Below are 19207 nucleotides of genomic sequence, written 5' to 3'. Positions count from 1 at the left end.
AGTCCATCGGCATATAGTGTGAAGAAACGTATTGTAATGACAAATGTACCGTTCACGTTTTGTGCATAGGAGGGGAAAACGTTGAAAATTCATATCGTTCAAAAAGGCGATTCGCTCTGGAAAATAGCTGAAAAATACGGAGTTGATCTTGAAGAGTTAAAAAAACTGAATCATCAGCTTAGCAATCCAGACTTAATTATGCCTGGAATGAAGATAAAGGTGCCTTCAGAAGCCGTTCCGGTCAGAAAAGAACCTAAGGCCGGCTTCGGAACGTCTGCGCATAAGCATGAGCATCCATATGCCAAAGAAAAACCGAAATCAGTTGTGGACATTGAAGACACCATACCGGAAGAACCAAAGCCGTCGATTCCGTATGTGCCGCCAATCCCTGAAAAGCATGAAAATGTGCTGCCGGAAGCTGATATGAACCAATATTACCCGTCCAATCAGCTGTTTCAGCCGTGGTCGCCTCCTAAGCCGGAGGAACCGGTGACACATTTTGTCGAGCCGAAAGAAAAAGAGCATGACAATAACATTCCACAACAGGAGGAAATGATCAACATGGAAAACGCGAATTACCCGAATATGCCAAAGGCGCCTGAAGCCGGAAAGATGGAAGAAGAAAACGCCGCTTATCATCTGCCGAACATGCCAAACATTCCGAATGTCCCGTTTCCGAATATGCCGGCCGTTGAACCGCCTTTTATGCATTACCCGATGCCGTGCATGCCTTGTCCTTGTCCGGTTCCGGTGACACCGATGCTGCCGGGTTCTGGATTATGCCATCCGTGCTTCCCGGTAGGCGGAGGTTTCGGCGGTTTTGGAGGAGGTTTCGGAGGCTTTCCGGTCATGCCGATGCCGTTACCGTACGGATTCCATCATCCGGGATTTGGGCCGCATGCGGGTTACGGTGAATATGAAAATCAGGCCCATGAAAATGCAGAGCATTATGATGGTTCTGCATCTGGTTTCGGTGGTGCTCCTTACGGTCAAATGCCGTATTACGGCGGATATTCGTCACATTACGCAAACGTGCCTCATCATGATGGAAAATATAAGGATGATGATTGCGGCTGCCATGATTCACATCACCACCACCATCATCACCACGGTTCACATCATCATGGTTCACATCATCATCACGCAAATATGCCTGTGCAGCCGTATCCGAATATGGGCGCAAGTGCCGGCTATTTTATGCCTTATGGCGGAGCAAATCCCAATGCCGCGCCGAATCAGCCGAGTCCAAATCAAGTATTCGGACGGCCGGAAGAAGAAGAAGATTAATGTTTCGGGACGATGTATGTCGTTCCTTTTTTTATGTCCAACTGAGGAATGGACATAACTGACAAGCTTAAACCCGCCGTCGGCCGCACATCCTAAACATGAGCGGAAAACGCTCAAACAGCGATGAATCCACGGGGGGTTTTTCCATTGGGTAAAAAACTGATGACAATCGCGGGCGTTTTAGCCGTGACGGCAAGCTTAACGGCATGCGGAGCAAATAATGCCATGAATGACGGACGCTACAATCAGTCAACACGTCCGGTCGGATATTATTCGAATGATAATGGTAACGGCAGAGGCCAGTACGGAATGGACCATCAAGGACCCGTTTCTGAAATGATGGAAAACCGAAACGGCCGTCATAATACGACAAACGTGTCCGACCAGTACGCGCCTAATGACGGGGTTCCGTTAACGACGGACGGCACATATAACGGCCGAAATGTCAATACGCCGCCGGCAGCAATGTCTTATAATGGGTATGACAACGCCGAAAACATCAGGTTGGCGGCAAAAGTTGCAAACCGCGTGAAAAAAGTAAAAGGCGTACAGGATAGTCAGGTCATCGTGACTGACACGAGAGTCGTCATTGCCGTCAGAACAAATCATCCTTTTACGAAAAATGATGATAAACATGTCAAACATGCGGCCAAAAAATTCGCGGACGGCCGTACAATTCAAGTGTTTACCGACAACGCTACTTTTACAAAGCTGCAAGACATGAACAGAAACAGCCGTTAAACGGACTGCCGGATGATTTCATCCGGCAGTATTTTTATGGATAAATCTTCATCATTTCTTTACATATTCTTAAAACACTCTTTATATTGCGGTGTTAACATAAAAGTAATAAAACGTAACGGAGGGGCCGGGATGAAAAAAACGGAGCATGACAAAAGCCGCGGAGCAAAAACTGTGTATCTGACCGTAAGGGGATACCGGCTCAAACTGACGCCCGGACAAATGAAACTGATTTCAGCCGGCCGGGCATAATCATCGGGGCAGCCCTCATATAGAGAGCTGCTTTTTTTCGGCTGAAACAGACAAATGAAAGCAAACGGTTAAGCACCGGCATCTTTGGTCAAACTAGCATCAAGAGTTTGATTGAATAAAGAGGTGTTATTGGTGAAACGAATTTGCGGTGCTCGTCTATTGTTTATGCTTATCTTATCGGCTGCAGTCCTGATTTGCGGAGGAAAAGGCGCATACGGGGCGGAGGTCGAGCATTACGGGCCGCTTCGGGTGCATGTCCAGCTGGAAAAGGTCTATCTTGACGGTGATGTCGGCATTGAACATACGGATGAAACCGTTTTAGCGATGGAGGATTTTTGGGCCGCATATGCCGGCTGGACGCTCGTTGAGCAGAAAAAAGGCTTCGTCCTTTTCCGTAAGCATGTTGATGATATTTCTCCGCTCAGTAAGGTTAACGGTTATATCGGCGTCACGGACGGAGGCGTCATCTCCACTTTTCACGGCCGTCCCGGATCGCTGGCCGAGCCGATTCAGTCTTTCTTCCAGATTGATATAGAAAGGCTGGAAAGCCGATTGCAAAAGCACTTGGAACACGGCATACCGTACAGAACAAAAGCGGAGTTTGAGAGCGTGATCGATCATATTAAGACTTACAGCGGCTGACTTTGACGCAAGACATGTGACACATGTCTTTTTTTTCTGAATGGAAGGTGTCAAAGCGAACATACGTTAACTTTTCTATAAGACTTTGGCTGTTTTTGTGTTACAATGATAAGCAGTCAAAGAGGTGAATAGGTGTGATTGAATTCGTGAAGGGGACGATTGATTACGTATCTCCCCAATACATCGTGATTGAAAACGGCGGAATCGGCTATCAGGTCTTCACTCCGAATCCGTTTATTTATAAGGTAAGCAATCAAGAGACCATTTTTACGTATCATCATATAAAAGAAGACGCCTTTTCTTTGTACGGTTTTTCAACCCGGGAAGAAAAAGCGCTTTTCACAAAGCTGCTGAACGTCACCGGCATCGGGCCTAAAGGGGCCCTCGCCATCCTCGGTTCCGGTGATCCCGGAGCCGTCATCGAAGCGATCGAACAGGAAGACGAAGCCTTTTTGGTGAAATTTCCGGGTGTGGGCAAAAAAACGGCGCGGCAGATTATTCTTGATTTGAAAGGCAAACTGGCCGACGTCGTGCCTGAAATGATTGACAACCTGTTCAATCATGAAGCGCGCATTGAAAAACAAGAGGCTGAAACGGCGCTTGACGAGGCGCTTGAAGCGCTCCGGGTTCTCGGCTACGCCGAAAAAGAAATTAAAAAAGTGCTTCCTCACTTAAAAGAGGAAACGGCGCTTTCAACAGATCAATATGTGAAAAAAGCATTGCAAAAATTATTAAAGTAAGGTGATGTTCATGGATGAACGGCTCGTTTCAAGTGAAGCAGACAGCCATGAATCAATAATCGAGCAAAGCCTCAGGCCGCAGAATCTCGCCCAGTATATCGGCCAAAAGAAGGTGAAAGAAAATCTGCGCGTGTTTATCGATGCGGCGAAAATGAGGCAGGAAACACTGGACCACGTTCTTTTATACGGGCCTCCGGGTCTCGGGAAAACAACGCTTGCGTCTATCGTGGCCAATGAGATGGGTGTGGAGATGCGGACGACGTCAGGTCCCGCCATCGAAAGACCGGGAGATTTGGCAGCCATTTTGACGGCGCTCGAACCAGGGGATGTGCTGTTTATAGACGAAATTCACAGGCTGAACCGCTCAATTGAGGAAGTGCTGTACCCGGCGATGGAGGATTTCTGCCTTGATATCGTCATCGGAAAAGGCCCGTCCGCCCGCTCCGTCCGTCTCGACCTTCCCCCTTTTACGCTTGTAGGAGCGACGACAAGGGTCGGATTATTGACCGCACCGCTCAGAGACCGGTTCGGGGTGCTGTCGCGCCTTGAATACTATACGCAGGAAGAGCTGACAGATATCGTGTCAAGAACGGCTGACGTTTTTGAAGTGGATATCGAAGAAGCTCCGGCTCTGGAAATCGCCAGACGGTCAAGGGGAACACCGCGGGTTGCAAACCGGCTGCTCAGAAGGGTGAGAGATTTTGCCCAGGTGCTCGGCGACAGCCGCATCACGGAAGAAATCGCTCACGATGCGCTCGAACGTCTTCAAGTCGATGCGCTCGGCCTCGATCATATCGACCATAAGCTGCTGATGGGCATGATCGAAAAATTCAGCGGCGGTCCCGTCGGCCTTGATACGATTTCCGCGACAATCGGCGAAGAACCGCATACAATAGAGGATGTGTACGAACCGTATCTGCTGCAGATCGGATTTCTCCAGAGGACGCCGAGGGGACGGGTCGTGACTCCCGCTGTGTATGAACATTTTCGATTGGAGGCGCCCGCCCGTGACTGACTTTCCGAAGGTTCTCATGGTTCTCGGTGCCGTTTTGCTTATTGCCGGCGCAGTCTGGCACTTTGTCGGAAGGCTGCCCGGAGATATTTTCGTTAAGAAGGGAAATGTTACATTTTTCTTTCCCGTTGTCACTTGTATTGTGATCAGTGTGATACTATCCATTCTGCTTAATTTTTTCGGCAGAATGAAATAACAATAGACAGAATTAAGGTGAAATGATGAAAGTCGATTTATTTGATTTTGAACTGCCTGAACGCCTCATTGCCCAAGTGCCGCTGAAAGAGCGTGACGCATCGCGGCTGATGGTGCTCGACAAACAGACGGGCGGGCTGACGGACAGTTCATTTAAAGAGATTGTAAGCTTTTTTAATGAAGGGGATTGCCTCGTCTTGAACAATACCCGTGTGCTGCCTGCAAGATTATTCGGCACAAAAGAAGATACGGGGGCGAAAGTGGAGCTTCTGTTATTAAAACAGGAAGAAAATGATACATGGGAAACGCTCGTAAAGCCGGCGAAACGCGTAAAAAAAGGAACGGTCCTGACATTCGGCGACGGCCGGCTGACAGCGGTCTGCACGGAGGAGCTTGATCACGGAGGCAGAAAAATAGAATTCCGGTATGACGGGATTTTTTACGAAGTGCTTGAATCACTCGGTGAAATGCCGCTGCCTCCTTATATTAAAGAGCAGCTTGATGATAGAGAACGGTATCAGACCGTCTTTTCAAAAGAAATTGGATCTGCCGCAGCTCCGACGGCCGGACTTCATTTTACGGAAGAGATTCTGGACGAGCTGAAGCAAAAGGGTGTGCGGATTGAATTTATCACACTTCATGTGGGACTCGGCACATTCCGCCCGGTCAGTGCGGATGATGTGGAAGAGCATAACATGCACGCGGAATTTTATGAAATGACGGAAGAAACCGCCGCCTCTTTAAACGAGGTCAGAAAGGCGGGAGGGCGCATCGTGTCGGTCGGGACGACATCAACGCGCACCCTGGAAACCATTGCCGGCGAGCATGACGGCGTATTTACCGCTTCAAGCGGCTGGACGTCCATCTTCATTTATCCGGGATATGAATTTAAGGCGATTGACGGCATGATCACCAATTTTCATCTGCCGAAATCTTCCCTTATCATGCTCGTTTCTGCGCTTGCCGGCAGAGAGCATGTTCTTTCCGCCTACCGTCATGCGGTAGAAGAGGAATATCGTTTCTTCAGCTTTGGCGACGCCATGCTGATTATCTAATTTGAATGACAGGAGGCCTCATACAAAGTGGCTGAACAACCGATACGTTATGAATTTATAAAGGAATGCAAACAAACGGGAGCGCGCCTGGGCAGAGTTCATACGCCCCACGGCTCCTTTGAGACGCCTGTATTTATGCCGGTCGGCACGCTTGCTACGGTAAAGACGATGTCTCCGGACGAGCTGAAATCTATGGATGCGGGCATTATTTTAAGCAATACGTACCATTTATGGCTCCGTCCGGGACACGACATTGTAAAAGAAGCGGGCGGGCTTCATAAGTTTATGAACTGGGACCGCGCGATTTTAACGGATTCCGGCGGTTTTCAGGTCTTTTCATTGAGCAAGTTTCGTAATATAGAAGAAGAAGGCGTTCATTTCCGCAATCACTTAAACGGAGACAAACTGTTTTTATCTCCGGAAAAAGCGATGGAAATTCAAAACGCCCTCGGCTCTGATATCATGATGGCGTTTGATGAGTGTCCGCCGTATCCGGCAGAGTATGATTACATGAAACGCTCTGTGGAACGGACCAGCCGCTGGGCGGAACGCTGCCTGGAGGCGCACGGGCGCTCAGATGAGCAGGGGCTGTTCGGAATCGTACAGGGCGGAGAATACGAAGATCTTCGGACACAAAGTGCAAAAGACTTGGTTTCGCTTGATTTTCCGGGTTATGCCATAGGCGGATTATCTGTCGGCGAGCCGAAGCACGTCATGAACCGAGTGCTTGAGTTTACAACTCCGCTTTTACCGAAGGACAAGCCGAGATATTTAATGGGTGTGGGTTCACCGGATGCCTTAATTGACGGCGCCATCCGCGGCGTGGATATGTTTGACTGCGTACTGCCGACCCGGATTGCCCGAAACGGCACGGTGTTTACGAATGAAGGGCGTCTGAACATGAAAAACGCCAAATATGAGCGTGATTTCCGTCCGATTGACGAAGAGTGCAGCTGCCATACATGCCAAAATTACTCCCGCGCTTACATCAGACATTTGATCCGCTGTAATGAAACGTTTGGAATTCGATTAACAACTTACCATAACCTTCATTTTCTGTTACACTTAATGGAGCAGGTCAGACAAGCCATCCGGGAGGATCGTCTTGGTGATTTCCGAGAAGAGTTCTTTGAGCGTTACGGCTATAATAAGCCAAATGCGAAAAGCTTCTAAATAAAACCATTCTTGAAAGGAGGGAAACAGATGGGTACTTTAGGCACAATCGTTCCTATTATTTTAATGTTTGCAGTGCTTTATTTCCTGCTCATCCGTCCGCAGCAAAAGCAGCAGAAGGCCGTACGCCAGATGCAGGAAGAGCTGAAAAAAGGGGATACAGTGGTGACAATCGGAGGATTGCACGGCACTGTTGATTCAATTGATGAAAGCAAGGTCGTCATTAAAACAGGTGATAACACCCGTTTAACATTTGACCGCCGCGCAATCAGAGAAGCTTCCGCTGAATAACAGCGAAGCTCATACATACAAAAAAAGAGCGGAGAATCCGCTCTTTTTTTATTACGCTGATCTGCTTCCTTTCAAATTCACTCCGAAAATGCCGCCCAGCATGCTGACTCCCAAAAAGCCGAGATGAAACAAAAGCTGACCGGATGTAAACGTTTTTCCGAACCCTAAATATTGAAACAGCAAGATGATTAATGAAAAACAGACGGCGGTTAACGCTCCGATCATCCAGCCTTTTTCCTTCGCTTTGCCGCCCGATATAAAACCGCCCGCAAATAAAGAAAGAAAGGAAAGCGCGGTGATCAGCCAGCTGAAAGATGATTCTTCCATTGAGGTAACCGTCAGTAAAAGCGAAATCGCCAAACTCGTAAGAAGCATCACCGCAAAGATAGCCACTAAGCCGTACAAGACGCCTCTTCCCACTTGTTTCGTTTCTTCCATTTTTATCTCCTCTCCGCCCTGTGGCCTGATATATGACAAGCCGGAGCCCGTCTTTTTCTAAATGTATTCTCTGAATGTTCGAATTAGACGTAAATGCATGATGTTCAGCCCTTTTCTTACATAATTCAGAGCCGGTGGCAAATGCTATGACCGTTGGAGGTGCGATATGGAAGATATTTTCATTATTACGTTTCGTACGATTGTGCTTTATTTTATCATTCTTGTGATTTTCAGACTGATGGGAAAACGGGAAATCGGAGAACTGAGCATTTTAGACCTTGTCGTCTCCATTATGATTGCCGAGATTGCCGTATTGGCAATTGAAAATGTAAAAGATAAGCTTTTGCATACAATTGTGCCGATTGTCGTTTTAATGATTATTCAAGTAAGCCTTGCTTTTATTTCGCTCAAAAGCCAAAAAATACGGCAGCTGCTTGACGGAAAACCCACCATTATTATAAAACAGGGAAAAATTGATGAACGGGCGATGAGATCGCAGCGCTACAATTTTGACGATCTTCTTATGCAGCTGAGGGAGAATAACATCGATAGAATCTCTGACGTGTCATACGCCATTTTGGAGTCTTCGGGCAAACTGTCGATCGTCAAAAAGAAAACTAATAAGGATAAGCAGATGGAAACATCGCTTATCGTTGACGGGGTCATTCAGAACGAGCATCTGGACAGAATCGGGAAAGATAAACACTGGCTCGAAAAAAGTTTAGCAAAAAGAGGATATCGCGATCTTTCGGTTATATCATTCTGCACGTTTACGGACGGCGCTTTTTTTATTGATCTTAAAGATGAAAAAGGGGAGCCATAAATCGGTTTCACCGCGTCACGAACTTGCCGATGACCGGAATCCGGATCAGCTCTTCCCTTTTAATCAGCCTGAATAACAGAAGAAGCGCAATGTACAAAATCGCGGTCATTGCAATCCAGCCTGTGAGATTAACAGCCTCTGACCCTGAAAAATGAACGGCGTGCTTGATGATGCGGCTGACATAACCGCAAATGAATATGACGGCAAAACAGAGCGCGTATTCTTTTATTTTAATGCTGATCGGAAGCACCTTGCTTACGGTGGCCGCATGCAGCAGGGTGACAAGGACCATCCCCGTTACAATCGCAAGTGCGGCGCCCATGATGCCCAATGAAGGCCTGGTCGCCAAAACAAAAATTAGGCCAGTTTTGACAGCGGCGCCGATAAAACTGTTCATCATGGCGGCCCCGGCTAAATTGAGAGCCTGCAGCACCGCCTGAAGGGGCCCCTGAAAATAATAAAGCAGAAAAAACGGCGCCATCACTTTAACAAATACCGCCGCATTAGTTGATCCGTACATGACGGACATCAGTTCATCAGCGAAAGAGAATAAAATAACCACCGAAATGCCTCCGCTTAAAAGACACAGCCTCATCGCCTGTTCCAGACGGTATTCGACAACTTGCAGCTTTTTTTGCTCCATTCCTTCACTGATCGCAGGAACAAGCGCCGTTGACAGAGAATAGGTTATAAAGCTGGGCAGCGTCAAAACCGTCATGGCAAATCCGGTCAGCTCCCCGTACTGGCTGGTGGCGGCAGCGGTGGCCACTCCTGCAATCGCAAGGCTTTGCGCGACGACAATAGGTTCAAAAAACCAAGATAAATTTCCGATGAAGCGGCTTCCGGTTGTCGGGAGCGACACGCTCATCAGCTGGCGGAAGGTTTCTTTTCCATTTGCAATCGACTTGAAAAATTGTTTTCTGATTCTGATTGTTTTATTTGCTTTAAAACAAATGAATAAATAAATAAGAGAGGCAAGCTCCCCGATGACAGACGAAATCATAGCTCCGGCTGCGGCATATTCAATCCCGTACGGCAGAAACACCGTCGTGCAGACTGCGACAAGTGAAATCCGCACGATCTGCTCAAGCACTTGGGAAAACGCCAGCGGGTTCATATTCTGCCTGCCCTGAAAGTAACCGCGCAGCACGCTGGAGATCGCGATAATCGGCACGACGGGCGTAATCGCCAGAAGCGGGTAAACCGTGCGCTGATCCGTCAGCATCGTTTCGGACATAATCGGCGCAAAGCATAAAAACAGCGGCGTGAAGATGAGACTTAATATCCCGGTGACGGTAAGCGACATCACTAAAATGTGTTTCATTTTCTGCCGGTCCCCCCGCGCGCTTGCTTCAGCGACAAGTTTGCTGATGGCAACGGGGAGGCCGAATTGAGTCAAAGTGGTGGCCAAAAAAAATGTCGGGGCAGCCATCATGTATAAACCGACCCCTTCTTCACCGATAAACCGGGCGATAACCACCCGGTTGACAAAGCCGAGCATTCTCGTAATCATCCCGGCTGCGATGAGAATAAGAGTGCCTCTTAAAAAAGTCTGTTTTGCCATTTTATAAACCCCTGCCTTCTCAAACTACCTGGAATCATATACAATAAAGATATGCGCCGATGTCGTCCGAGCATGACAAGTCTTCGAGAAAAATGGAAAAAGGAGCGAGCGCCCAGTGGAGAAACATCCCGCCGAAATATACAAAGATCATTTGCGGCCTTTTTTGTACAGTAAACTTGAAGAGTTCAAAATCCTCGGATACGATGATGTTGAGCACGAGAGTTTATGGTCATACTTAATACATAAAAAGTGGAAACAGAAAAAGGAACTGCCGCTGCATGAATTGGCCGGTAATATTTTATCAGTTAAAATTGGCGATTTTATGAACTATGCAACCGTTGAAGCTTTTAAGTCGTCTAATTGGCTGGAAAGCGATGAGGGTCAGGAAGCTTTAGATGAACTGCTGAGATAATGATTTGACGGCATAGGTTTAAGGAGGAAATACATAATGAAAAAAGGACGCTTGATTGCGTTTTTCCTGATCGTATTATTGATCGGCACAGGGCTGGGGTATTTTACAAAACCGGCTGCCAATAATATTACGTTAGGATTGGATTTACGCGGCGGGTTTGAAGTTCTGTACGATGTGCAGCCCGTCAAAAAAGGCGATAAAATCACAAAAGACGTGCTCGTCAGCACGGTGCAGGCGCTGAACCGCCGGGCTAACGTTCTCGGCGTAAGCGAGCCGAACATTCAGATTGAAGGAAATAACCGCATCCGCGTTCAGCTGGCGGGCGTCACGAATCAGAACAGGGCGCGCGAAATTCTGTCAACGGAAGCGCAGCTCTCGTTCAGGGATACGAATGATAAAGAGCTGTTAAACGGCTCTGATCTCGTGGAAAACGGCGCGAAGCAAACCTTTGATCCGACGACGAACGAACCGATTGTCAGCGTTAAGCTGAAGGATGCGGATAAGTTCGGAGAAGTGACGAAAAAAGTCAAGAAAATGGCGCCTAATAATCAGCTTGTGATCTGGCTTGATTACCAAAAAGGCGATTCATTTAAAAAAGAAGTCGGCAAAAAACATCCGAAATATGTATCCGCTCCGAATGTGAGCCGGGAATTAAACACGAAGGATGTCACGATTGAAGGCCAGTTCACCGTTCAAAAAGCGAAGGACTTGGCCAATATTTTAAACGCGGGCGCGCTGCCTGTGAAGCTGACCGAAAAATACTCTACTTCCGTAGGGGCGCAATTCGGACAGCAGGCTTTGCATGATACGGTAGAGGCCGGCATCATCGGTATTGCAATTGTTTTCTTATTTATGCTGCTTTATTACAGACTGCCTGGACTCATAGCGGTAATTACGCTTTCTGTATACGTGTATATTACGCTTCAAGTGTTTGACTGGATGCAGGCGGTGCTGACGCTTCCGGGTATTGCGGCGCTCATTTTGGGTGTCGGGATGGCGGTTGACGCCAACATCATCACCTATGAACGGATAAAAGAAGAACTGAAACTCGGCAAATCCGTCCGCTCAGCTTTCCGTTCAGGGAACAGACGGTCATTCGCGACGATTTTCGATGCGAACATCACAACGATCATCGCAGCGGTCGTGCTCTTTATTTTCGGGACAAGCTCTGTAAAAGGGTTTGCGACGATGCTGATTCTGTCAATTCTGACAAGCTTTATTACAGCTGTCTTCCTTTCAAGATTCCTGCTCTCTCTTCTCGTGGAAAGCAGATGGCTTGACCGGAAAAAAGGCTGGTTCGGCGTCAAGAAAAAACATATTATGGACATTCAAAAAACGGATGAAAATACTGAACCGCATACGGCATTCCAAAAATGGGATTTCACGAGCAAGCGAAAATATTTCTTTATTTTCTCAAGCGCTGTAACCATTGCGGGAATTATCATCTTACTGGTCTTTAAACTCAACCTGGGAATCGATTTTGCAAGCGGCGCGCGGATTGACGTGCAGAGCAATCATTCTTTGACGGCGCAGCAGGTTGAAAAAGATTTTGATTCTCTCGGCATGGAGCCGGAAAACATCGTGCTTTCTGGTAAAGAGAACCATGTTGCCGCGGCCCGGTTTGTCGGAGAGCCATCTAAAGAAAAAATAGCTGAAATCAAAACGTATTTTAAGGACAAATACGGATCTGAACCGAACGTCAGCACGGTATCGCCGACAGTCGGAAAAGAACTGGCCCGTAATGCTTTATATGCTGTCGCCATTGCATCAATCGGCATCATTATTTACGTGTCAATCCGTTTCGAGTACAGAATGGCAATCGCCGCAATTGTATCCCTGCTGTATGACGCTTTCTTTATCGTCGCGTTTTTCAGCATTACCAGGCTGGAGGTCGATGTCACCTTTATCGCCGCTGTACTCACCATAATCGGTTACTCGATAAATGATACGATCGTTACATTTGACCGGATACGTGAGCAGATGAAAAAACGTAAGCCGAAGTCATTTGCCGATCTGGAACATATCGTGAATCTGAGCTTGCAGCAAACCTTTACACGTTCGATCAATACGGTCTTGACCGTTGTGATTGTTGTCGTCGTGCTGCTCATTTTGGGCTCATCGTCAATTACAAACTTCTCCGTCGCTTTATTGGTCGGTTTATTGACGGGTGTTTATTCCTCTCTTTACATCGCCGCGCAGCTGTGGCTTGTATGGAAAGGAAAAGAATTTAAAGGGAAAAAATCAATCGAAGAGTAAAATGGGAACAGGCTGTCTTGCAGAAGGCAGCCTGTTTTTTCAGGCTGCATTGAACTTAAAACCTGCATTTGCTATAATGACATACGCTTACATAATCAATCATCATTGTAAAAACATGTAGGAGGGTTCTTATGAACGTTCGTGAGTCGGAGCTTCCGGGCATCGGCCAGAAAGTAGAAGTCATTACGAAAAATCACGATAAAATCAGTATTATTCTTCATGATGACGGCAGAAAAGAGCTCTATTACTTCGATGAGAATGATCATGACGAATGCCTGGCATCCGTTGAATTTAACGACGAAGAGGCGAGGCAGATTTCCGCTATTTTAGGCGGGATGACGTATAAGCCGAAAGCGCTGGAATCTGTGGAAGTCGCGCTTGATGGCCTCGTCATTGAGTGGTTTAAAGCCGAATCTCATGCACCGGCTGTCAGCCGTACAATCGGAGATTTGGAGGTCAAGAAACATTACAACGTCCAGATTATTGCGATCGTAAAGAAAAATCGGCAAAAACAGCTGAGCCCCGGCATTGATACCGTAATTGAAGAAGGGGACACCCTCGTCATATCGGGAGAAAGAAGCGGACTGAAAAAGCTGGTCCGCGAGCAGTTAACGGCCCGGATTTCCTGAGACCGGGGTTTACTCCCGGGAAAATGGGGGAAAAGATAAGAGTGAACGATTGGGGGCAGACGCATGAATAAACAATGGACTATTATATTCGCATTACTATTTACTCTGATTGTCGCCATTTTTGCTGTCATTAACGTGCGGGCGGTTGAGGTTGATTATCTGTTCGGAACCGCTGAATGGCCGCTGATTTTAGTCATTTTAGGTTCTGTGTTAATGGGAGCGCTGATCGTGTTTTCGGCCGGCATATTTCAAGTGATGAAGCTGAAGCGCGAAATTAAAATGCTGCGGAAAGAACACAGATCCGCAGGTGAATTGACGGCTGATTCGGACGGCCAAAAAACAGCCGCGCCGCCGGAAGAAATGCTTGAAGAGAAAAAAGGATCAGAATAACATTTGAAACCCCTCAGTCCGCTCTAGTATAATAGGGTGGTTGAGGGGTGAATTTATGTTAGCGTCAAAAATGCGCTGGGAAATCCAGCAGCCGGATCAGGAAAAAGTCAAATCACTCACAGAACAATTGGACATAACACCTCTTGTGGCATCACTGCTTGTAAAAAGAGGTTTTGATACTGCCGAAAGCGCAAGGCTGTTTTTACATACAAAGGATGCAGACTTTTATGACCCGTATGAATTAAAGGGAATGCGGGAAGCAGTTGATCGGATAAAACTGGCGGTTTCTCAAGGGGAACCGATTATGATTTACGGAGATTACGATGCAGACGGCGTTACAAGCACGTCGGTGATGCTGACGGCACTCAGACAGCTGTCGGCGGACGTTGACTTTTATATTCCCGACCGTTTCACAGAAGGCTACGGCCCGAATGAACAAGCTTTCCGCTCCATAAAAGAGCGGGGATTTTCGCTTATCATCACAGTGGATACGGGAATCGCCGCCGTCCATGAAGCTGAAGTCGCAAAAGAGCTGGGCTTAGACGTCATTATTACCGACCACCATGAGCCGGGACCCGAGCTTCCTGACGTATTTGCGATTATCCATCCGAAGCAGCCGGGATGCGGCTATCCGTTTAAAGAATTGGCCGGCGTCGGTGTGGCGTTTAAGCTTGCCCACGCGCTTACGGGTTCTTTGCCGGAAGCTATGCTGGACTTGGCGGCAATCGGTACGGTTGCAGATCTGGTGCCTCTTCATGATGAAAACAGATTAATTGCGTCACTTGGGATCGAAAGGCTTCGGACGACAAATCGGCCGGGCCTCAAAGCTCTGATTAAGCTTTCCGGCGGAGATATCGGACAAGCTGATGAGGAAACGATCGGATTTCAGGTCGCGCCGAGGCTCAATGCCGTCGGAAGAATAGAACAGGCCGATCCCGCCGTGCATCTGCTGATGACCGAAGATCAGTTTGAAGCGGAGGAACTGGCTTCGGATATTGACCGGCTGAATAAAGAGCGGCAGAAAATGGTGAAAACCATGACCGAAGAGGCTGTTGAAATGGTTCAGCAGCAAGGCGGAAACCCGTCTGCCATTGTAGTGGCAAAAGCCGGCTGGAATCCGGGAGTCGTCGGTATTGTCGCATCGAAGCTGGCTGAACGTTTTTACCGGCCCGCTGTTGTGCTTGGGATAGATGAGGAGCAGGGCATCGCTAAAGGGTCGGCGCGAAGCATCAGAGGCTTCAACCTTTTTACGAGCCTTTCACAGTGCAGAGACATTCTTCCTCATTTCGGCGGGCATCCGATGGCGGCAGGAATGACGTTGAAGGCTGAAGATGTGGCGGAATTAAGGGACAGGCTGAATCAAATGGCTGAAGAAACCCTTACGGAAGAGGATTTTATTCCCGTTCAGGAGGTTGATCTTGTCTGCGGCGTAGAAGACATAACCGTTGAAAGCATTACAGAATTGAATATGCTGTCACCGTTCGGCATGCTTAACCCTAAACCGCATGTGATGGTAAAAAATGCCGTGCTTGATGATGTGCGCCTGATCGGAGCGAATAAAAATCACGTGAAAATGACGGTGAAAAGTGATTCCGCCGTCCTTGACTGCGTCGGCTTTAACAAAGGAGAGCTTGAAGCCGGAGTTGTCCCCGGATCAAAGATTTCCATTGTCGGCGAGATGTCCATTAATGAATGGAACAACAGAAAGAAACCACAGCTGATGATTAAAGATGCTGCGGTGCCGGAATGGCAGCTTTTTGATATCAGGGGCAAGCGGACGTGGGAAGACACGGTCACCTCGCTGCCGAAGGAAAAACGGGTGCTCATCAGCTTTAACGAAAAAACCGCTCAGAAGCTTCGTGAAAAAGAGCTGTCGGGCGAGCTGGCCGGGATCACATCGGAATCCGAGGCGGAAGCTCTCCAGCTTGACGGAAAATATGCCGTTTTTCTGGATGTGCCGCCGTCAGCGGATCGCCTGCAGCATTTGCTTGACGGAAAGAAGCCGGAACGGATTTATTTTGTTTTTATCAATCATGAAGAACATTTCCTGTCCTCATTTCCATCGCGGAATGATTTCAAGTGGTTTTACGCATTTCTCTTAAAAAGGGGCGCTTTTGACTTCGGCAAGCATGGTTCAGAGCTTGCGAGACACAGAGGATGGTCAATTGACACAATCAATTTCATGACAAAGGTGTTTTTTGATCTCGGTTTTGTTAAAATAGAAGATGGTGTGCTGTCTGTCGTGAGCGGCGCGAAAAAACGCGACCTGGCAGATTCGCAAACCTATCAGGTAAAACAGCAGCTGATGGAATTAGACCAGAAGCTCAATTATTCCGCAGCCCATGAGCTGAAGGAATGGCTGAATAAGCTGATGAACCAAGGTTCAGAAGCTTATGAAAGTACGAGGAGGACATAGAACAGATGGATCTTAAAAAATACGTAACAATTGTGCCCGATTACCCGAAAGAAGGCGTACAATTTAAAGATATTACGACATTGATGGACAAAGGCGACGTATACCGTTACGCCACTGACCAAATTGTTGAATATGCAAAAGAAAAAGAAATTGATTTAGTTGTCGGGCCTGAAGCGCGCGGCTTTATTATCGGCTGTCCGGTTGCATACGCTCTCGGAGTCGGCTTTGCGCCGGTTCGGAAAGAAGGAAAACTTCCGCGTGAGGTCATTAAAGTCGATTACGGTTTGGAGTACGGAAAAGACGTACTGACAATTCATAAAGATGCGATTCTGCCGGGACAGCGCGTGCTGATTACTGATGACTTGCTTGCAACAGGCGGCACGATCGAAGCAACGATTAAGCTAGTCGAAGAACTGGGCGGCGTCGTAGCCGGTATTGCGTTCTTAATCGAGCTTTCTTACCTTGACGGCAGAGACAAGCTTGACGATTACGATATTTTAACATTAATGAAATATTAACCGCATATGGAAAAAAGCACTCGTGTCAGGGTGCTTTTTTCCTATTATTTCATCATCCTGACAGATTCTTTAGGTGTTTTGAACTTCTGCCCTTTACATCTCTCGTTTTTTTCTTGATAATAAACTAATACAGTTTACATTTAAAAAAGGTGATTCCATGGCGAACGAACAAGTATTGACTGCCGAGCAAGTAATAGATAAAGCGCGCACTTATCTGCCGGAGGAGCAGATTGCGTTTGTTGAGAAAGCTTACCTGTATGCGCAAAACGCGCATCGCGAACAGTACCGCAAATCAGGTGAGCCGTACATCATTCATCCGATTCAGGTGGCGGGGATTCTCGTCGATCTGGAAATGGACCCTTCCACAATTGCGGGCGGATTTCTGCATGACGTGGTAGAGGACACGGATGTCACCCTCGACGACCTGAAGGAAGCATTTTCTGAAGAAGTGGCGATGCTTGTCGACGGCGTGACGAAGCTCGGTAAAATTAAGTATAAATCTCAAGAGGAGCAGCAGGCGGAAAACCATCGAAAAATGTTTGTCGCTATGGCTCAGGATATCAGAGTCATATTGATCAAGCTGGCGGATCGCCTTCACAATATGCGGACGTTAAAGCATCTTCCGCAGGAAAAGCAGCGGAGAATTTCAAATGAGACGCTGGAAATTTTCGCTCCGCTGGCCCATCGGCTCGGGATTTCTAAAATCAAATGGGAGCTTGAAGACACCGCTCTCCGTTATTTGAATCCTCAGCAGTATTACAGAATCGTCAACCTCATGAAGAAAAAGCGCGCGGAACGCGAACTTTATGTCGAAGAGGTTGTCAATGAAGTGAAAAAACGGGTCGAAGAAGTGAATATCAAAGCGGACTTTTCAGGACGCCCGAAGCACATCTACAGCATTTACCGCAAGATGGCGCTGCAAAATAAACAGTTCAATGAAATATATGATCTGCTCGCCGTCCGTATTCTTGTCGGAAGCATTAAAGACTGCTACGCCGTACTCGGCATTATTCATACGTGCTGGAAGCCGATGCCGGGCAGATTCAAAGATTATATTGCGATGCCTAAGCCGAATATGTATCAGTCGCTGCATACGACCGTAATCGGGCCTAAAGGCGATCCGCTGGAAGTGCAGATCAGAACGTTTGAGATGCATGAGATCGCTGAATACGGGGTGGCCGCACACTGGGCATATAAAGAAGGCAAGGCTGCAAACGAAGAAGCGACATTTGAGAAAAAACTGTCCTGGTTCCGTGAAATTCTGGAATTCCAAAACGAGTCTACCGATGCGGAAGAATTTATGGAATCGCTGAAAATCGATCTGTTTTCTGACATGGTATACGTATTTACGCCAAAAGGCGATGTCATTGAACTGCCGTCAGGCTCTGTGCCGATTGATTTTTCCTACAGGATACACTCGGAGATCGGCAACAAAACAATCGGGGCGAAAGTGAACGGAAAAATGGTGACGCTTGACCATAAGCTCCGGACGGGCGACATCGTCGAGATTCTGACGTCCAAGCATTCATACGGCCCGAGTCAAGACTGGGTCAAACTGGCGCAGACGTCCCAGGCGAAACACAAAATCCGCCAATTCTTTAAGAAACAGCGCCGTGAAGAAAACGTCGAAAAAGGCCGTGAGCTTGTCGAGAAAGAAATTAAAAATCTTGATTTTGAAGTGAAAGATGTTTTAACACTCGAAAATCTTCAAAAAGTTGCCGACAAGTTCAATTTCTCAAATGAAGAGGATATGTACGCGGCGGTCGGGTATAACGGCATTACCGCTCTTCAGGTGGCCAACAGGCTCACCGAAAAAGAACGGAAGCTGCGTGACCAGGAAGAGCAGGAAAAAATCGTTCAGGAAGTCACTTCCGAGCCGAAACATTATCCGCAAGGGAGAAAACGGGAAGCGGGTGTGCGCGTAAAAGGCATTGACAACCTTCTCGTTCGCTTGTCGAAATGCTGCAACCCGGTGCCGGGCGACCATATCGTCGGTTTTATTACAAAAGGGCGCGGTGTATCCGTTCACCGGGATGACTGTCCGAACGTCAAAACGAATGAAGCGCAGGAACGTCTGATCCCTGTTGAATGGGAGCATGAATCACAGGTTCAAAGACGCAAAGAATATAACGTTGAGATTGAGATTTTGGGGTATGACCGTCTCGGGCTTTTAAATGAGGTGCTCCAAGCCGTAAATGAGACGAAAACCAACATCTCCTCTGTCTCCGGCAAATCCGACCGCAATAAAGTCGCTACGATTCATATGGCGATTTTTATTCAAAACATCAACCATCTGCATAAAGTGGTCGAGCGGATTAAGCAGATCAGAGACATCTATTCGGTCCGGCGGGTAATGAACTAAAAGGAGCTTGC

General features: G+C 47.5%; 20 protein-coding genes. 18 read left to right on the top strand and 2 right to left on the bottom strand.

All coding sequences use genetic code 11. The features are described from left to right. The first annotated feature begins 81 nt into the window (after positions 1-81). The 10 genes from safA (at position 82) to yajC (ending at position 7388) form a co-directional block, all read left to right on the top strand. The gene (gene safA, locus RUW00_RS07860) at positions 82-1287 is read left to right on the top strand and encodes a SafA/ExsA family spore coat assembly protein (RefSeq protein WP_095272512.1); all 1206 of its coding nucleotides are present in this window, start codon (positions 82-84) and stop codon (positions 1285-1287) included. Positions 1288-1434: 147 nt separating this feature from the next. Further along, positions 1435-2028, top strand: a complete 594-nt coding sequence (locus tag RUW00_RS07855; protein ID WP_014721606.1) for a YhcN/YlaJ family sporulation lipoprotein — start codon at positions 1435-1437, stop codon at positions 2026-2028. 132 nt (positions 2029-2160) lie between these two features. Further along, a complete protein-coding gene (locus RUW00_RS22985; RefSeq protein ID WP_007612850.1) occupies positions 2161-2280 on the top strand; it encodes a hypothetical protein in 120 nt (39 codons plus the stop codon). A 132-nt stretch (positions 2281-2412) separates the two neighbouring features. Further along, positions 2413-2922, top strand: coding sequence for an intercompartmental signaling factor BofC (locus tag RUW00_RS07850; protein ID WP_012118093.1), 510 nt, complete (start codon positions 2413-2415; stop codon positions 2920-2922). A 134-nt stretch (positions 2923-3056) separates the two neighbouring features. After that, complete coding sequence (gene ruvA, locus RUW00_RS07845) at positions 3057-3662, top strand: Holliday junction branch migration protein RuvA (protein WP_003152683.1); 606 nt, start codon at positions 3057-3059, stop codon at positions 3660-3662. Positions 3663-3672: 10 nt separating this feature from the next. Continuing rightward, positions 3673-4677, top strand: coding sequence for a Holliday junction branch migration DNA helicase RuvB (ruvB, locus tag RUW00_RS07840; protein ID WP_003152685.1), 1005 nt, complete (start codon positions 3673-3675; stop codon positions 4675-4677). Further along, the gene (locus RUW00_RS07835) at positions 4670-4870 is read left to right on the top strand and encodes a DUF2905 domain-containing protein (protein ID WP_003152687.1); all 201 of its coding nucleotides are present in this window, start codon (positions 4670-4672) and stop codon (positions 4868-4870) included. The genes ruvB and RUW00_RS07835 overlap by 8 nt, the downstream gene beginning before the upstream one ends. 25 nt (positions 4871-4895) lie before the next feature. Further along, positions 4896-5924: a tRNA preQ1(34) S-adenosylmethionine ribosyltransferase-isomerase QueA gene (gene queA, locus RUW00_RS07830; protein WP_267543398.1), complete on the top strand. Its 1029-nt coding sequence runs from the start codon at positions 4896-4898 to the stop codon at positions 5922-5924. Positions 5925-5951: 27 nt separating this feature from the next. After that, the gene (gene tgt / locus RUW00_RS07825) at positions 5952-7097 is read left to right on the top strand and encodes a tRNA guanosine(34) transglycosylase Tgt (protein WP_014305500.1); all 1146 of its coding nucleotides are present in this window, start codon (positions 5952-5954) and stop codon (positions 7095-7097) included. Between the two features lie 30 nt (positions 7098-7127). Further along, the gene (yajC, locus tag RUW00_RS07820) at positions 7128-7388 is read left to right on the top strand and encodes a preprotein translocase subunit YajC (RefSeq protein ID WP_007408187.1); all 261 of its coding nucleotides are present in this window, start codon (positions 7128-7130) and stop codon (positions 7386-7388) included. A gap of 51 nt (positions 7389-7439) precedes the next feature. Here the strand turns inward: yajC and RUW00_RS07815 are convergent, their stop codons facing one another. Beyond that, positions 7440-7826 (bottom strand): TIGR04086 family membrane protein, encoded by a 387-nt coding sequence (locus RUW00_RS07815; RefSeq protein ID WP_003152697.1) that lies wholly within the window; start codon positions 7824-7826, stop codon positions 7440-7442. A gap of 166 nt (positions 7827-7992) precedes the next feature. On the opposite strand from RUW00_RS07815, the gene RUW00_RS07810 reads away from it, so the two are divergent. Further along, positions 7993-8649, top strand: a complete 657-nt coding sequence (locus tag RUW00_RS07810) for a DUF421 domain-containing protein (protein WP_280145350.1) — start codon at positions 7993-7995, stop codon at positions 8647-8649. A 7-nt stretch (positions 8650-8656) separates the two neighbouring features. On the opposite strand, the gene spoVB is transcribed toward RUW00_RS07810, so the two are convergent. Next, positions 8657-10213 carry a stage V sporulation protein B gene (spoVB, locus tag RUW00_RS07805; RefSeq protein WP_007408188.1) on the bottom strand — a complete coding sequence of 519 codons (1557 nt, stop codon included), beginning with the start codon at positions 10211-10213 and terminating at the stop codon, positions 8657-8659. 115 nt (positions 10214-10328) lie between these two features. On the opposite strand from spoVB, the gene RUW00_RS07800 reads away from it, so the two are divergent. From RUW00_RS07800 to relA, 7 genes are all read left to right on the top strand, one after another. Next, positions 10329-10625, top strand: a complete 297-nt coding sequence (locus tag RUW00_RS07800; protein ID WP_021494385.1) for a post-transcriptional regulator — start codon at positions 10329-10331, stop codon at positions 10623-10625. A 36-nt stretch (positions 10626-10661) separates the two neighbouring features. After that, positions 10662-12881, top strand: coding sequence for a protein translocase subunit SecDF (gene secDF / locus RUW00_RS07795; protein ID WP_014418530.1), 2220 nt, complete (start codon positions 10662-10664; stop codon positions 12879-12881). A 131-nt stretch (positions 12882-13012) separates the two neighbouring features. Then, complete coding sequence (locus RUW00_RS07790; protein WP_280145349.1) at positions 13013-13510, top strand: cation:proton antiporter regulatory subunit; 498 nt, start codon at positions 13013-13015, stop codon at positions 13508-13510. 63 nt (positions 13511-13573) lie between these two features. After that, positions 13574-13900 carry a LapA family protein gene (locus RUW00_RS07785; protein ID WP_280145348.1) on the top strand — a complete coding sequence of 109 codons (327 nt, stop codon included), beginning with the start codon at positions 13574-13576 and terminating at the stop codon, positions 13898-13900. Positions 13901-13955: 55 nt separating this feature from the next. After that, positions 13956-16316, top strand: coding sequence for a single-stranded-DNA-specific exonuclease RecJ (recJ, locus tag RUW00_RS07780; protein ID WP_280145347.1), 2361 nt, complete (start codon positions 13956-13958; stop codon positions 16314-16316). 5 nt (positions 16317-16321) lie between these two features. Beyond that, positions 16322-16834, top strand: a complete 513-nt coding sequence (locus tag RUW00_RS07775; RefSeq protein WP_003152714.1) for an adenine phosphoribosyltransferase — start codon at positions 16322-16324, stop codon at positions 16832-16834. A 157-nt stretch (positions 16835-16991) separates the two neighbouring features. Beyond that, a complete protein-coding gene (gene relA, locus RUW00_RS07770; protein WP_003152716.1) occupies positions 16992-19196 on the top strand; it encodes a GTP diphosphokinase in 2205 nt (734 codons plus the stop codon). Positions 19197-19207 lie beyond the last annotated feature (11 nt).

The organism is Bacillus sp. IS1 (assembly GCF_032461585.1).
Classification (GTDB): Bacteria; Bacillota; Bacilli; order Bacillales; family Bacillaceae; genus Bacillus; species Bacillus velezensis.
This window is presented reverse-complemented; position numbering and strand designations above follow the sequence as displayed.

Excerpts from the sequence above, each read along its gene's own strand:
- RUW00_RS07810 (WP_280145350.1), top strand. The coding sequence starts at position 7,993 with ATGGAAGATATTTTCATTATTACGTTTCGTACGATTGTGCTTTATTTT.
- RUW00_RS22985 (WP_007612850.1), top strand. The coding sequence starts at position 2,161 with ATGAAAAAAACGGAGCATGACAAAAGCCGCGGAGCAAAAACTGTGTAT.
- secDF (WP_014418530.1), top strand. The coding sequence starts at position 10,662 with ATGAAAAAAGGACGCTTGATTGCGTTTTTCCTGATCGTATTATTGATC.
- yajC (WP_007408187.1), top strand. The coding sequence starts at position 7,128 with ATGGGTACTTTAGGCACAATCGTTCCTATTATTTTAATGTTTGCAGTG.
- spoVB (WP_007408188.1), bottom strand. The coding sequence starts at position 10,213 with ATGGCAAAACAGACTTTTTTAAGAGGCACTCTTATTCTCATCGCAGCC.
- RUW00_RS07785 (WP_280145348.1), top strand. The coding sequence starts at position 13,574 with ATGAATAAACAATGGACTATTATATTCGCATTACTATTTACTCTGATT.
- relA (WP_003152716.1), top strand. The coding sequence starts at position 16,992 with ATGGCGAACGAACAAGTATTGACTGCCGAGCAAGTAATAGATAAAGCG.
- RUW00_RS07775 (WP_003152714.1), top strand. The coding sequence starts at position 16,322 with ATGGATCTTAAAAAATACGTAACAATTGTGCCCGATTACCCGAAAGAA.
- RUW00_RS07790 (WP_280145349.1), top strand. The coding sequence starts at position 13,013 with ATGAACGTTCGTGAGTCGGAGCTTCCGGGCATCGGCCAGAAAGTAGAA.
- RUW00_RS07815 (WP_003152697.1), bottom strand. The coding sequence starts at position 7,826 with ATGGAAGAAACGAAACAAGTGGGAAGAGGCGTCTTGTACGGCTTAGTG.
- queA (WP_267543398.1), top strand. The coding sequence starts at position 4,896 with ATGAAAGTCGATTTATTTGATTTTGAACTGCCTGAACGCCTCATTGCC.
- recJ (WP_280145347.1), top strand. The coding sequence starts at position 13,956 with ATGTTAGCGTCAAAAATGCGCTGGGAAATCCAGCAGCCGGATCAGGAA.
- ruvB (WP_003152685.1), top strand. The coding sequence starts at position 3,673 with ATGGATGAACGGCTCGTTTCAAGTGAAGCAGACAGCCATGAATCAATA.